At 47.6% G+C, this 14,248-nt stretch carries 11 protein-coding genes; 5 read left to right on the top strand and 6 right to left on the bottom strand.

The window, feature by feature from the left end; all coding sequences use genetic code 11:
- Positions 1–206: 206 nt before the first annotated feature.
- Positions 207–1,151, bottom strand: a complete 945-nt coding sequence (locus QUA25_RS20510) for a response regulator (protein ID WP_333040938.1) — start codon at positions 1,149–1,151, stop codon at positions 207–209.
- 156 nt (positions 1,152–1,307) lie between these two features.
- Between QUA25_RS20510 and QUA25_RS20505 the strand changes: the two genes are divergently transcribed.
- Entirely contained in the window at positions 1,308–2,402 is a 1,095-nt protein-coding gene (locus QUA25_RS20505; protein ID WP_333040936.1) for a RuBisCO accumulation factor 1, read from the top strand.
- A 79-nt stretch (positions 2,403–2,481) separates the two neighbouring features.
- Here QUA25_RS20505 and QUA25_RS20500 read toward each other — a convergent pair whose 3' ends face one another.
- Complete coding sequence (locus tag QUA25_RS20500) at positions 2,482–3,483, bottom strand: DUF4349 domain-containing protein (RefSeq protein ID WP_333040935.1); 1,002 nt, start codon at positions 3,481–3,483, stop codon at positions 2,482–2,484.
- A 283-nt stretch (positions 3,484–3,766) separates the two neighbouring features.
- Between QUA25_RS20500 and QUA25_RS20495 the strand changes: the two genes are divergently transcribed.
- Complete coding sequence (locus QUA25_RS20495) at positions 3,767–6,229, top strand: ATP-dependent helicase (protein WP_333040934.1); 2,463 nt, start codon at positions 3,767–3,769, stop codon at positions 6,227–6,229.
- 173 nt (positions 6,230–6,402) lie between these two features.
- On the opposite strand, the gene QUA25_RS20490 is transcribed toward QUA25_RS20495, so the two are convergent.
- Positions 6,403–8,130 carry a pseudouridine synthase gene (locus tag QUA25_RS20490; protein WP_333040933.1) on the bottom strand — a complete coding sequence of 576 codons (1,728 nt, stop codon included), beginning with the start codon at positions 8,128–8,130 and terminating at the stop codon, positions 6,403–6,405.
- Positions 8,131–8,426: 296 nt separating this feature from the next.
- Here QUA25_RS20490 and QUA25_RS20485 point away from each other — a divergent pair, with 296 nt between their 5' ends.
- Entirely contained in the window at positions 8,427–10,109 is a 1,683-nt protein-coding gene (locus QUA25_RS20485) for a tetratricopeptide repeat protein (RefSeq protein ID WP_333040931.1), read from the top strand.
- A 324-nt stretch (positions 10,110–10,433) separates the two neighbouring features.
- Entirely contained in the window at positions 10,434–11,645 is a 1,212-nt protein-coding gene (locus QUA25_RS20480) for a transposase (protein ID WP_333040929.1), read from the top strand.
- A gap of 11 nt (positions 11,646–11,656) precedes the next feature.
- On the opposite strand, the gene QUA25_RS20475 is transcribed toward QUA25_RS20480, so the two are convergent.
- The gene (locus QUA25_RS20475; RefSeq protein ID WP_333040928.1) at positions 11,657–12,721 is read right to left on the bottom strand and encodes an aldo/keto reductase; all 1,065 of its coding nucleotides are present in this window, start codon (positions 12,719–12,721) and stop codon (positions 11,657–11,659) included.
- 164 nt (positions 12,722–12,885) lie between these two features.
- Positions 12,886–13,587: an MBL fold metallo-hydrolase gene (locus tag QUA25_RS20470; RefSeq protein WP_333040976.1), complete on the bottom strand. Its 702-nt coding sequence runs from the start codon at positions 13,585–13,587 to the stop codon at positions 12,886–12,888.
- Here QUA25_RS20470 and QUA25_RS20465 point away from each other — a divergent pair.
- Positions 13,477–13,830 carry a hypothetical protein gene (locus QUA25_RS20465; RefSeq protein WP_333040979.1) on the top strand — a complete coding sequence of 118 codons (354 nt, stop codon included), beginning with the start codon at positions 13,477–13,479 and terminating at the stop codon, positions 13,828–13,830. The two genes, QUA25_RS20470 and QUA25_RS20465, sit on opposite strands and share 111 nt — an antisense overlap.
- A gap of 112 nt (positions 13,831–13,942) precedes the next feature.
- Here QUA25_RS20465 and QUA25_RS20460 read toward each other — a convergent pair whose 3' ends face one another.
- A complete protein-coding gene (locus QUA25_RS20460) occupies positions 13,943–14,152 on the bottom strand; it encodes a hypothetical protein (RefSeq protein ID WP_333040926.1) in 210 nt (69 codons plus the stop codon).
- Between the last annotated feature and the right edge of the window lie 96 nt (positions 14,153–14,248).

The raw sequence follows: 14,248 nt of genomic DNA, 5'->3' as shown, positions 1-14,248 counted from the left end.
TTGGTGATTGATAATTTGTAAAGTCAGCCGGAAAAAATAATTAATCCGTGCATTCATGTCATGCTGTCGCCAGTCATTAATGCTTTTTTATTTGTTAGCGAGCGCTGAGCTTTTGTCGAAACTCATTGGTTTGCTATCATTTTAAACTCAAGACTTAGAGGCGACTAAGGACTAAGGACTAATGACTGATGACTCATGACTGATGACTAATGACCCTGAAAACTCGTCAATACCAAAGCAACTTCTTGAGCGGCGAGGTGAACTGTTGTGAGTTCGTCGGGGCGCAGAGAACAAGGCTGCTTCCACTGCATGGAAATCAGGGCGATCGATCGACCTTTGTGAATCACCGGGATGGTCAGGTGAGCTTGAATGCCGGATTTCTGATAGTGCGGCAGACTCGCTAGGTTTGTGTCGAGTCCAATATTCACAGCACCCTGAATAGTTTGAGAGGTAATTGCTTCTCGAACCAGAGGATCATCTGCCAGCCAATTTTCCACAGGTGAACCAGTGGTGTGACAGCCTTGGAGTGGCATTAAAACATTTCCGTCCACCAGTTGTAAAATGCAATAGTCCGCCAAAAAATTATCACTTATAGCAGTAGCAATTGGGTCTAAACTTGCTTCCAAACTCGGATAATCCACAGCCGTTTGCATGATTGTTGCTAACAGTTGTATTTGATTTTGGGCGCGATCCAATTCCTCAGTCCGCTGCTTGAGAATTTCATAAGTCTCGGCAGCCTTTTGCACCACCATTTTCAGTTCGTTCGGGTCCCAAGGCTTGGTGATATACTTGTAAACCTGTCCTGAGTTAATCGCATCCACCAAGTCTTCAATGTCCGTAAAACCAGTCAAGATAATTCTGACAGTATTCGGAAACTGGGGCACGGTTTTGCTCAAAAACTCCGTTCCCTTCATTTCGGGCATCCGCTGGTCGGAAATGATGACGGCGACCTCGCCTTCGATGCCGAGGACTTCCAAGGCGCGAATTCCGCTCTCAGCTTTGAGCACGTTAAAATCTCGTCGGAAAGTGCGGTAGAGTAAATCCAGATTGTCTGGTTCGTCGTCTACTACCAGCATTTTGGGCTTTTTCGGTCTGTGTAGGGTCATGAGCTGGCGTTTAATTTGATCTAGCTCTGAAATGGCATTATCCATAACAATACGATAAACTCCCCTTTGTAAATTTAGGCGAGCAACTATTCTGTAACAATAGTCTCATAACTCACTTACTATTAATCTATCGCTCTGCCGCGACACGAGCCTTGCCGGTATCCAACCACACATAACTTAGCGCTAGTTTTTGATTCAATTATGACTGATACACCGCAAGATTCATCCCCTCCTGCATCTGCATCCTCCACAACTGCTGTGGATGCCGAAAAGTTAATTCGATCGCTCCGCCGAAAAGAAGGCACTTGGGTAGAGTGGGGACAGGCCTGCACTGCACTGCTAAAAGCTGGCTACAACTCTCAAAGGATTTTTGAAGAAACAGGTTTTGAGCCAATTCAGCAAAATCAAGTGAGCGTCGCAGCCCAAGTCTACACCAGCATGGTAAATGCTGGGGCTTCCGAGGAAGTTCGATCGCACTTTTTGGGCAAAGGTAGCGATATCTTATACGAGTTTCGGATTCTCTCTCAAGTAGAGCGGGCCGGGGCGGCTGCTTTGATGCTAACCCACAATTTGGATGTTGACGATGCTCGCCAAGTTGCTAAAGCCATCAAGGAGTTTTCGCACTTCGGGAGTCTCCCCCAAGGGTTCACAGACACTCCCGGCGATGCTATGGCTTACCAATGCTGGCAATTGGCGAGACAGAAAAGCGATTTGCAAGAGCGATCGCGCTTAATTGCTCGCGGTTTAAAATTAGCTAGCAGCCAAACCGCTAGGGCGCAAATAGAGCAATTGCTCGTCGATTTTACCGTAGTTCCGAGACGGGAAGCGCCCCGATTGCCCGTCTACCGGCTCGATACCGAGGAACAATTGCCGCGCGTTGTCCCGGTTGTGGGCAAATTGCCGCTTTCTACTACAGATTTGGTGGCAGTGCCTTTGCCGGAGGAAATCGAGCCGTTCCGAATGGTAAAATTTTCCGGAGCGGGAGCTTGGGTGGCGATTCCCGGATGGCAGGTAATTTTGAACGCTGAAGATCCGGTGGCGGTTTTGGGAATGAGCGATCGATTGCCGGTACCGCTGCAAGGCAAAGTTGAAGAAGTTTTGATTATTGCCGATCGAGCCCAAAGACAGTGGGATGCTGAGAGTTATTTCCTCGCCGATAACGGGGGCAATTTAGAATTGTACTGGTTTGAACAATCCCCAGATATTCCTATTTTGGGGCGAGTTGTTCTGGTGATGCGTCCCAAAAAGATAGTGGATGAAGACTATACCAAAGATGGATGGCAAATTGATGATTAGTCAGTTGACTGTTGACTGTTGACTGTTGACTGTTGACTGGAAAGCTAATAACAACTAACAACTAACAACTGACTACTGACTACTGAGGCGGTTTCGGCTCTTGAATTGTCGGAACAGAATGCTGTTTCTTAAATCGATTAAAGCCGTAAACCGCAGCCGCAATTAACAGCAAATAAGGACTGTAAGCCAATAGCCAAATACCTAAACTAAACAAACCGAGCGTCAATTCACCCACAGAATGAGTCGCTTTCCCCCAAGTTTCCTGTACCCGCAAGCCTAGAGAAGGTTCCTGAGTTTGTTGAGCCGATACTGCTGCTTCTAGAGTTAAGCTAATAGTCGAATAAGCTACTTGATTTCGCAAACTTTTTAACTGAGCGTCAATGCGTTCGATCGACTCCCGAATATTGCTCAACTCCTGAGCAGCTTTGAGCACGTCGCCGACAGAGCCCGATCGCTCCATAATTTTTAACACCATTTCCTCGGATTTGCGGAGGTTCCGCAGCCTAGCCTCGCTGTCAACTAATTGATCGGTAACATCCTCAGCCGTCAGAGAACGGTTCTCTACAGTTCCGAGTTTTGCCAAAGCCTCTAAAGTCGTTTCTAAACGTTCTTGAGGCACGCGAATCTCCACAGACGCCGTTTGGCGGACACTCGAATCCGGCGGCTTTTGATTTTGGAAACCCAAGATATCGCCTTGCTGTTTTTCGACAATATTGGTAACAGATTTAGTGCTGGCGTCAATAGATTTGACAACTACACTGAGTTCGGCTTTTTTAATCAGTTGGGGACGGGTTGCGGTCGTTTCTGCTGCTTTTTTTGATGAACCAGAAGCTTTTAGCCTTTGGGCTGCTGGCTCGGGTGCGGCTGGTGGTGGTGGAGCCGATGTGGGAACTTGGTTTTCACGGATGCTAGATGAAGCTTCGCCGCCTGTAGCGTTGGGCAGTGGAGATCCGCAGCTAGGCAAAGCAATGGTTGAAGATAAAGTTAAGAATAACGCCACAGCAAAACGAGTTGTGCTTTTGTTAGCTGGGTTTGGGTTTGGCTTGGGCGGGGGCGAATTGGTTTTGAGGTGAGTTTCCATTTGGGTGATTCCTATAAAAAAGGCTTGGGTATTGAATTTTATGCTGGTTTCAATTTAAGCTTCAATAGATAGTGTTAGTTTAGCCGATACCGAAATGGAAACGGTAGAGGTTGAATACTTGGGGATTTCTAACCGCAGATGTAGGTCGATCGATGTTGGCGCAATGACGGTTTGGGTTCTGCGCAGAGGCATCGCAACTAAAGCACGTCGGTTTCTGATACCGTTTGAAAATGCTGAACCCCACAAATATTTTTCTAATCTAAAATCTAAAATCTAAAATCGCATGACAGATGAATTTGATACTGATTTTATGCGATCGACAGCCCAGATCGATCGCCCGGATGTAGCCTCAACGCTTTCCGAATCAGGGTTTGCCGGAGTTTTGCGAGAACAAGCTTGCCTTAAAATTCGCGAAAGCTTGCGTGCGGGGCAGCAGGACATGGCGGATTGGCAAGGCGGCCCCCTTGCTGTTTCGGCGGTTCCGGGGGCCGGGAAGTCTACGGGAATGGCTGCTGCGTCGGCAATTGCGATCGCCCGCAACCAGCTTCACAGCCGCCGCCAGTTAATTGTCGTGACATTTACGCGATCGGCTGCTGCTAATATTAAAGCTAAAATTCGGGAAAGATTGGCAGAATTGTCTTTATCTCAAGGCGGTTTTGCGGTGCACACTTTGCACGGTTTAGCTTTGAATATTGCGATGCGCCATCCTGATTTGTCGGGTTTAAATTTAGAAAATTCAACTTTAGTTACTCCCACTCAAAGTCACCGATTAATTCGTACCTGTGTAGAACTTTGGATTGCCGAAAATCCCCGCCGATATCAAGTTTTGTTGGAAGGACAGCAATTCGACGGAGAGGAAACGGAGAGGCTGCGGCGACAATCGGTTTTGCGGACAGAAATTTTGCCGCAGGTAGCTAAAACTGTGATTCACGAGGCGAAATCTTCTGGTTTATTTCCCGAACAGTTGTTAGAAATGAACGCTCTTGATACAGGGGACGGTTATGAGATTTTAGCAGTAGCTGGGGGTTTATATCAAAAATATCAGGCTTTGTTGAGGAGTCGGGAATTCATCGATTACGACGAGATGATTTTAGCAGCTTTGCGGGTGTTGGAAAATCCGAGGGCGAGGGCGATGGAGCAAAAGCAAGTATTTGCCGTTTTCGAGGACGAAGCACAGGATTCGACACCTTTGCAGACTCGGCTTTTGGAAACATTGGCGATCGATCCCGATCATCCTACTTTACCTCCCAATTTTATCAGAGTTGGCGACCCAAATCAAGCGATTAATTCTACTTTCACTCCTGCCGACCCGATTTATTTTAACCAATTTTGCGATCGGTGCGAAGTAGAGAATAAGTTAGCGACAATGGACGGCGCAGGCCGCAGCACCCAGGTGATTATCGATGCGGCTAACTTTATGTTGCAATGGGTAAATAGCTCGAAATTAGCGGGAACAGAACAGCCTTTTCGCGACCAAACTATTAAGCCAGTACCCAGCCATGACCCGCAGCAGAATGCAAATCCGGCTCCCATTGGTCGCGGCTTAGAATTGCATACTCCCCGCGATATTTACCATACAATTGAGTTAATTGGCAAGCGGGTAATTGAGTTGGTAGAGGAATTTTTACCCACCGATTTTGAATTTGGCAGGGATGGCAAAGATATCGATTCAGGGGGAGAAGCGAGTGAGGGGGAAAATAGTGCCAAATTGCCGTTAGAAAATCTGAAATCGATGGCTATTTTGGTGCGCGAAAACAAACAAGGTAAGTTTATCAAAGAAGTGCTGGAAAATCCTAAAAAACACGGATTAAGCTTTGATTTGCGGAAATACGGGATTAAAATTGAGGATGTGGGAGAGCGGGACAGACATTCTCAAGTACCTTGGGAAATTTTAACACTGCTGCAATTCCTCGATCGCCCGCACTCTCCAGACTACCTGAAAGCAGCCTTAAAGATTTTGAGCGATCGGCAACTGATCCCCAAACAAGACTACAATGCTTTTGCGACTAGCCCCGAGCAATTTCTTTACCCAGGCCCGCTAGACCCCCAGCAGTCAGATCCCGTTCGCAAATGCCGCTATTTTTGCTGCGGTTTGCTGCAAGCTAGTTTAGAACTGCCACCCTACCAAATCATTTCATTCTTAGCCTTAGCGCTGCAATACGACCAAACAGAATTAGCCACCGCCGACAAATTAGCAGAACGAGTAGCAATCCAAACAGCCGGCAACAATTCCATGCGGAATATTTTGGATGTACTCAGTGAAATTGTCAGTTCCGAAAGATTTGAACCTGTGGATGCAGACGACAAAATAGAAGAACGCTATACCAGCAAAGGTCAACTAACAATTATTACCATGCACAAAGCCAAAGGATTGGATTGGGATTGCGTATTTTTGCCGTTTCTGCACGAACAAACCATCCCCGGAAATTTGCGAGTTTTGCCGCAAACCCGATTTTTAGGAGATTTCACTTTAGCAGAGGTAGCGAGAGCGCAGATTCGAGCAAGTTTGCACGAAAAATATCCTTTACCAAATCTAGGCGAAGCCTGGGAACAAGCAGGTTATTTGAAAACAGCAGAAGAATTTCGACTGCTGTATGTGGCGATGACGCGAGCAAAAAGCTTGCTGTGGATGGCGGCGGAGAAGAAAGGGCCTTTTACTTGGAACAAACCGGAGAATTTGCAGGAGCAAAAACCTTGTCCGCTAATGCCTGTTTTGAAGCAGAGATTTCCGAGTAATGCCATATAAAATAAATAAGAAGTAATCAGTAATAAGTAGCTCGTTCCCTGCTCTACTCATGGGTGACAAGTTAAGCTGAAGTCCCCCCATTTGTTGCTCCGATTACTCAACAATAAATATGGCCTGCCTCTATCTGTAATTCCTACTGCTCAACTATCCTTCGTTGCCCGATCGCCCTTAGCTCAAAATGGTGTTTCTGCCTTTAAGTATAACCTTTCTCCCAACTGCGGATGCTCAAAAGAAAGTTCCCGCGCGTGTAAGTGTAGCCGCTTCGCAGCAGCCCGACATCCGTAAAGCCGATCGCCCAAAATCGGTATTCCTAACCCTCGAACATCCGCTGCATGAACCCTCAATTGATGAGTGCGTCCCGTCAGCGGCAAAAACTCGACGCGATCGCAATTTCCCTCCCTCGCCATTACCTGAAAGCGAGTAACGCTGGGTTTTCCGCACTCCCAATTGACTTGCTGGTAAGGGCGATTTTCTGGATCGCCCCAAAGTGGGAGATCGATCGTCCCCGCCTCAATTTTTACACTACCCGAAAGCAGCACTTCATAAACTTTGTGAACCTGCTTTGTTTCAAATTGCTGCCTGAGTTGACTGCTGGTTTCTTTGTCCCGCGCCAATAGCAAAATACCTGATGTTTCCCAATCTAAACGATGCACCGCATTCAAATCAAAACTATCCGGTAATAAGTTACGCAAACGACTAAAAACACTATCTTGATTTTGCAGATAACGACCCGGAACTGACAACAATCCAGAGGGTTTATTAACCGCAATCAACCATTTGTCTTCATAAATAATCGGTAGCATTTGCGTAACGGGCAAGATGCCCGTTCCACAAGAAAAATTATTGCTTGTGGGGTGGGCTTCTAGCCCGCCCGTAAAACCCTCATCCATATTAGAAACAATCGGATTTTGAGCCAATCCTGACAGCAAAAAACCCATCAACGGCTGACACCGATCGCTACAAGCGCCATAAAATTCTCCCTGAATCTTATCCCCCGATGGCGGCCCCCACCAAAACTCAGCCATTGCCAGCGGTTTCAGGTTGTGTACTGCCGCGTAGTGGAGCAATTTTGGCGCGCAACAGTCGCCGGTGCCAGTGGGAATAGAATTGGTTGGCATCAATGAGGAGAGCGAGATAGATTTTCCCAAAAAATTCACCAGAGTGTAAGCCGCGTGCATTTGCGTTTGAAGTTCGCGGGAAAGTTCTTTTCGCTGCTGTTTCAGCGCCCGCATCCGCCCATCTGCTGCTTCAATTAATTGTTTTAGCGGGTGCAATGTTTCATCCCGCTGCCGTTTTAATTGCCTGCGTTCCATTTTCTCCAAACGGCTTTCTTGATTCAGTTGTTCCAGGGCAACTTCTAGTGTTTCTGCTGCGAGAGTTTGACACAGTAACTGGCGTTTTTCATCTCGCTGCAGCTTGCAATTGCGGTGGCGATCGCTCAAAACTTGCAATTGCACTTCAAACTCCCGAAATAAGGCTTCATACTCTTGTCGCTGCGGGAGTTGATTCAGTGCAATAAGTTCCTGTTTCATCGCCTCCAATTGAGTTAACGTGCGGGCTTCCTCAAAAGCAACTCGATCTCGTCCCGGAATCGGCGGCACCCAGCCCTCAACAATGCTGCAACCGTTCAGCAGCCCGGAAAATGCTTTGAGTATCCGCTGTTCCCCCGAAGGCATCTCCACCAGTAATATGCCGTACATCTTGCCTTCGCGATCGTAGGCACCGTCAGCCGCAAGGTACTGCATAAAACCGCGGGCGAGCTCCTCGGACATTCGAGTGCGGGGCAGTCTCAGCAGCTCGTCGCTTTGAGGACAACGGCCTTCGTACCAATAATTCGGGTGCGAGTCGATCGACTCCCAATCGCAGTCAGTGAAATCTAAAAGCGTGTGCAACTCTAGCATCTTAAATTTGGTTTTAAACCTGAATTAGGGCATATGTGCTTGTGTCCTCGATGCTTTCGGTCAATCGAAAATCGCAAATCGAAAATCGAAAATCGACTGACCGTATCTTACAGGGGTGTACCAAAAGTGGGAAGGGTGCATAATTTTATACCTACTCGAATTAAGTAAAAAGGATTTGTCGCACCAAGCCTGATATGCTAAATTTGTTTCAAAACAGCAGCGATATTAAGAAAAGCATAAGTTAATATATAAGACCGCAAGCTTGTTATCCCACTAAATTTTTATGTGAAAGGCGTATGCCAGACCTCTCGACTTCGGCTACAGAAAACTCCTCAAACCCCCAACCTGCTCTGCTGCCGCCGATTTTAAGAATTTTTGCAGCATTTCCAGACTACGATCGGGGCAATAGATTGTACGCCGCAGGAAGGTACGAAGCGGCAGTTCTTTGCTACGGAAAAGCCGTTCAAATTAAGCCGGACTGGGCCCGGGCGTGGCTGAATCTGGGCAAAGCTTACAAGCAACTGCATTCCTACGCAGAAACCGTAGCCTGCGCCGATCGAGCTACAGCAATTAATCCCGAAGAATACTGGGCTTGGATGCTGCGCGGCACAGGGCTGTTAAGTTTGCAAAATCACTCAGAAGCGATCGCGGCTTTCGACACCGCAATTCAAATCAATTCAGAAAAGCACGAAGCTTGGTATCAGCGGGGCAGAGTTTTAGAGGAATTGCAGCAGTGGGATGCAGCCGCAACCTGTTACAAAAAAGCAACCCAACTTCATCCGAATTTGCCCGCCATGTGGTATCGGCAAGGCAACGTGTTGGTTCAAGCGGAGCGCTATCCTGAAGCCGTGGCGGCTTTCGAGCGGGCGCTGAAACTCGTCCCGACTAATTGGGAAGCTTGGCTGAACCGAGGTTTGGCTCTAATGAAAGCCGAACGCTACGCTGAAGCTGTAACTTCTTACGATCGCGCCATTCAACTGCAACCACAAAATAGTCTGGCTTGGTTCAATCGGGGCATTGCTTCCGCAAAACTGCACAAATATGCAGAAGCGGTGACTGCATACGATCGCGTACTGCAAATGCAGCCCAACGACTGCGAAGCTTGGTTTTATAAAGGAATGGCCCTCAAACACCAGTGGGCGGATGCGGCAATTGCTTGTTTCGATCGGGCAATTCAAATTAATTCTTTTTATCCCGAAGCATGGATCGGGCGCGGTCAAACACTGTCTGAATCGAGAGATTTTGAAGGGGCGATCGCAGCTTTTGACCAAGCCGTTCAAATTAATCCGAATTTTCCCGAAGCTTGGCTGGGTAGAGGCATCGCCCTAGCAGGATTGGAACGCTACAAAGAGGCAATTATCGCTTACAGCAATGCCCTACAAATTGAAGGTAATTTTCTAGAAGCTTGGAACTTGCGAGGCGAAGCTCTGGAAAAATTACAGCAATACGAAGAAGCGATATCCTGTTTTGATAAAGTAATCTCTCTGACTTCAGAAGCAGAAATTACATCAAAAGTAGGGTTGCAGCAAGGCGCAGCGCTGGAAAAATTGCAGCGTTACGAAGAAGCCGTCGCAGCTTACAACCGCGTACTAAAAATCGTGCCAGACAATTTTGAAGCTTGGTTGAAACGTGGCAACGCTTTGTCAAAATTGCAGCAGTACGAACAAGCTCTAGCATCATACGATCGAGCAATTACTGTCTGGCCGGACAACTATCAAGGCTGGGTACAGCGAGGTCTGATCCTAGGGGAAATGCAGAATTATTCCCAAGCACTCGTCGCTTTTGACCAAGTGATTCAACTCAAGCCAGACAACTGGGAAGCTTGGGCGCAGCGGGGTGACGTTTTGCAAAAATTGCAGCGAACTCAAGATGCTATTAGCTCTTACGGAGTCGCCCTCGAAATCAAACCCGATTACTACGAAGCTCTAGTCAGTCGAGAAGAATTGAGGCTCAAGGGCGCGATGTCAGGAAAGTGGTAAGGGGAAATTGACAGATAGTTTTGATTTTTGAAATTGCTTTGTTCCTCGTAATACTGCGCTGGGGTAAAGCTTGAACTATTTAAGTTAAAACTAAAAAACTTCCCTCTTCTCTCTGCTCCCTAGAAACAATCCAAAAGAGCCGGAGACAACCTCTCCTCTAGCCTTGGTGGGTTATCAAGAAATTGGGTTTAAAACCCCGTCCTTCGCTCGACGGCTTTCTCCTAATGTAGGGGATACGACACGTACTTGTAAAGCTTTGTGAACAAGTTTAGCGATGTTAAGCTAGCGTTGCTAGCATAAGAGTATCGTGATCGGGTCGAAGTCATGCTAGTTTTTGAATTCAAAGCATACGGTAAAAAGCAGCAATTAGATGCTATAGATGAAGCAATTAGAACAGTGCAGTTCATCCGCAACAAAGCATTGCGCTTTTGGATGGACAACCAAAAAGTCGATAAATACGACTTAAATAAGTACAGCGCTGTTTTAGCTAAAGAATTTTCGTTTTGCGATGACTTGAACAGCATGGCTCGGCAATCTAGCTCAGAAAGAGCGTGGTCGGCAATCTCCCGATTCTACGATAACTGTAAAAAGAAAATTCCGGGAAAAAAGGGATTTCCGCAGTTCCAGAAAGACAACCGCTCGGTCGAATATAAGACAACCGGATGGCGTCTGGCAACCGACCGGAAATCTCTCACTTTTACCGACAAGAAAGGAATCGGGAAACTCAAACTAAAAGGGACGCGCGACTTACATTTTTATCAGCTCCGTCAAATCAAGCGAGTACGCTTAGTAAAGCGAGCAGACGGATATTTCGTCCAGTTTTGCGTCCAAGTTGACCGCTCTCAAAAGATTGAGGTCACAGGCAATGCGATTGGATTAGACGTGGGGCTCAAAGAGTTCTACACAGACTCAAATGGCGTTGCCGTCGAAAATCCGCGATTTCTGGGCAAGGGAGAGTACAGATTAAAAAAAGCTCAAAGACGAGTTTTAAAACGAGTCAAGGGTTCGCAAAACAGAAGAAAAGCTAGAGTGATTCTAGGAAAGCGCCACCTCAAAATAAGTAGACAGCGTAAAGATTTTGCCGTGAAATTGGCAAGATGCGTCATCCAGTCAAACGACTGTGTAGCCTACGAAGATTTGAGGATTAAAAATATGGTGAAGAATCACTGTTTAGCCAAATCGATTAACGACGCATCTTGGTATATGTTCCGAACATGGATGGAATATTTCGGCAAAGTATTCGGAAGGATTACGATTGCCGTGCCACCCAATGGAACAAGTCAAGAATGTTCTAGCTGCGGGACAGTTGTTAAGAAAAGTCTATCAACGCGAACCCACGCTTGTCAGTGCGGATGCACCCTTGATAGAGATTGGAACGCCGCTAGAAATATCCTGAGTCGGGGATTAAGTACGGTGGGGCACACCGGAACTTGGATCTTAGATCCGAACGCTTGTGGAGAATTGACCGCTACCGATGTTGAAGCAATTCTGCATCGGCAAGTCGATTCTGCGAAACAAGAATCCCCTCGGCTTTAGCCAGGGGAGTGTCAACCTAGCCACGATGGGTTCATGGCGGTACTATCAAATTGGTTGGTAGTTTTATACAGTTCGTATTGCCCTTTTGCCGCCGCCTCGCGAGTGCGATTAAGCATTGCTGTAACTTGTGCTCGATCCATCGGCTTAAAGGTGCGAGCGGCCTCAAAGGCTTGATCGAGGATTTGCATACTATCAATGCCAGTAATCACAACTGAAGTAGGCAGATTCATCGCATAGTGGAGACATTCGATCGGGCTTACTGTATTGCTTCTAAGCACGTAGGGGTCGCCCATAGATTTCATCCCCAATACACCTATTTGGTTCTTCACCAGCACCGGCAGAACTTGTTGCTCAAAACTTCTAAAATGAGCGTCCATCACGTTCAGCGGCATCTGTACCGCGTCAAAACGGAAATTGTTTTGAGCGGCAATTTCCATCACTCGCAGGTGAACCAAAGGGTCTTTGTGTCCTGTAAACCCGATGTAACGAATCTTGCCCGCCTTCTGCGCTTCTACTACCGCCTCCATAGCCCCGCCGGGAGCAAAAATGCGATCGGGGTCTTCCATCCGAATAATTTCGTGATGCTGCATTAGGTCAATGCGATCGGTCTGCAACGCCTTCAGTGACTCATCAATCTGCATCATCGCAGCGCCCTTAGTGCGGCCGTCAATTTTGGTCATCAGAAACACCTTTTGCCGATAGCCATCCTTGAGCGCTGCACCCATCCAGCGGTGGCTGCGTCCGTTGTGATAGTCCCAAGAATTGTCCATGAAATTAATGCCGCGGTCGATCGCACTGCGAATGAGCTTAATAGCTTCTTGCTCCTCTCGAAGGCGTCCGATATGGTGTCCCCCCAAGCCAATTGCAGACACTCGCTCTCCTGTGCGTCCCAGCGTCCTGTAACTCATCTCCCCGCTTTGGATTTGACCTTGGGCAACTGGACTTTCAGCGTCTAGTTGGGTCGGTTCATCTTGAGCTAACACAGGTTTCAACAACCCTTCGGAAGCTGCCAGCCCTGCTGCAACCAAACCCGAAGCAGAAGTTACTTTTAACATATTGCGTCTGCTGAGATTCATAAATGCCTTCTTCAAGAAACTACTAGGACTCACTCACCGCTTCGCTGCACTAAAGAGTTTTGAGTTGTAAATTTAAGATGTCTCAAAATCCAGACAGCAGTCCGGGTGCAACTTCTCCAATCGCCTACTTTACCTAATCAATAGTAATGATGAAATTTCTAGTTTTAAGAGCTACTAGACCCGTCAACGAAGGCTTTTAACTCAATAGCATCGTGACTGCAAAACAGGCGCACATCTTTACTATGTTCCACCGATAATGCGTGCAGCCGGCCTTGATTGAGCAACCGAGCCTTGCGATCGACCTCCATCATCCATTGGTAGGCGCGCAAAGCGGGCGTGCAGCGCCGGTTAGTGGCATCCATCTCGTGTCGGTAGAAATAGGCATCGCCTGCGTGCAGGAGCCAGCCATCGGGTGTATCAATGGCAATGCCAGCATGACCCCGCGTGTGCCCCACCAACGGGATTAGCAAAATTTCCGGCGGCAACCCGTCGAGGTCGCGGACAGCTTCAAAACCGAACCAAGGTTCGCCACCCGCCGAATAGTATTTCCAGCGTTTGACTTCATCCCACTGCCCCGGACGATAGCGCCTTTTTGTGATGAAACCGTGCCGATCCTGTGCGGCATCGATTTCAGCCTGCATGACGTGTACCGTTGCTTCCGGGAAATCCTCTAGACCACCGGCATGATCGAAATCGAGGTGGGTTAGCACAATATGGCGCACATCGCTTGGTGAAAATCCGAGCTGTTCAATTTGATGGATTGCCGTGTACTTGCGATCGAACTGGATGTTATTAAAGTGGACGAAAAACGGGCTGAGCCGGGAGTAAGGCGACTCGATATCCCGCAATCCGAAACCGGTATCGATCAGAACAAGTCCCTGATTCGTTTCAACGAGCAGACAGTGGCAGACGAGGTGAGCCGTCAAACCCCGACTGAAGCCATCGAAAAGCGCCCCTCCAATGGGACACATACAGCCACAATTGAGATGATGAATTTGCATAAATGTGCTGCACTAAATTACTTAGGCGAGAACCATTTATTCCTCAGTTCGCATCCAATGCCGATGCTGCATAATGCCATCGATGAACGCCTGAGAAAACTGTGCTAAATCGTCACTACTCGGAGAAGTAAACACGCTTTTATCGGCAGCAATCTTGCCATTATCTGCGATGTTTACGTCCTTTAAATCTGCACATAAGAATAGATAAGACGGGCGCGAATTATTTGTTAGCAGATCCCGGTTCAGTAAGCTGGCGGTGCATTTCGGCATTAACGGTATCAGGCAAAACCTTGCTCGCGCTGGCCAGAATCTTTGTCTTGAGTGAACCGGCGATAATGTCGTCCTTACCCGCCATCAGCGCCTCGAAGCCCTGCTTGGCAACTTCGGCCGCGTCGTCTTTCTTGTCTGCGCCCGCCTTCGTGTCGTCCATTCCCGCCCGATGGAAGAAGTTGGTAAGCTGATACGCAGCTAGATTGTATAATATAAATATAAAATAAGCGCTCATTAGTTAGAATGTATGCCAGCC

This window comes from Microcoleus sp. Pol17C6, from assembly GCF_036701145.1.
GTDB lineage: Bacteria > Cyanobacteriota > Cyanobacteriia > Cyanobacteriales > Microcoleaceae > Microcoleus.
Note: the sequence above shows the minus strand (reverse complement) of the source record. Positions and strands in the feature narration are given on the sequence as shown.

Coding starts and splice junctions, on each gene's coding strand:
- QUA25_RS20485 (WP_333040931.1), top strand. CDS start 8,427: ATGCCAGACCTCTCGACTTCGGCTACAGAAAACTCCTCAAACCCCCAA.
- QUA25_RS20495 (WP_333040934.1), top strand. CDS start 3,767: ATGACAGATGAATTTGATACTGATTTTATGCGATCGACAGCCCAGATC.
- QUA25_RS20480 (WP_333040929.1), top strand. CDS start 10,434: ATGCTAGTTTTTGAATTCAAAGCATACGGTAAAAAGCAGCAATTAGAT.
- QUA25_RS20460 (WP_333040926.1), bottom strand. CDS start 14,152: ATGGACGACACGAAGGCGGGCGCAGACAAGAAAGACGACGCGGCCGAA.
- QUA25_RS20505 (WP_333040936.1), top strand. CDS start 1,308: ATGACTGATACACCGCAAGATTCATCCCCTCCTGCATCTGCATCCTCC.
- QUA25_RS20475 (WP_333040928.1), bottom strand. CDS start 12,721: ATGAATCTCAGCAGACGCAATATGTTAAAAGTAACTTCTGCTTCGGGT.
- QUA25_RS20500 (WP_333040935.1), bottom strand. CDS start 3,483: ATGGAAACTCACCTCAAAACCAATTCGCCCCCGCCCAAGCCAAACCCA.
- QUA25_RS20465 (WP_333040979.1), top strand. CDS start 13,477: ATGGATTGCCGTGTACTTGCGATCGAACTGGATGTTATTAAAGTGGAC.
- QUA25_RS20490 (WP_333040933.1), bottom strand. CDS start 8,130: ATGCTAGAGTTGCACACGCTTTTAGATTTCACTGACTGCGATTGGGAG.
- QUA25_RS20510 (WP_333040938.1), bottom strand. CDS start 1,151: ATGGATAATGCCATTTCAGAGCTAGATCAAATTAAACGCCAGCTCATG.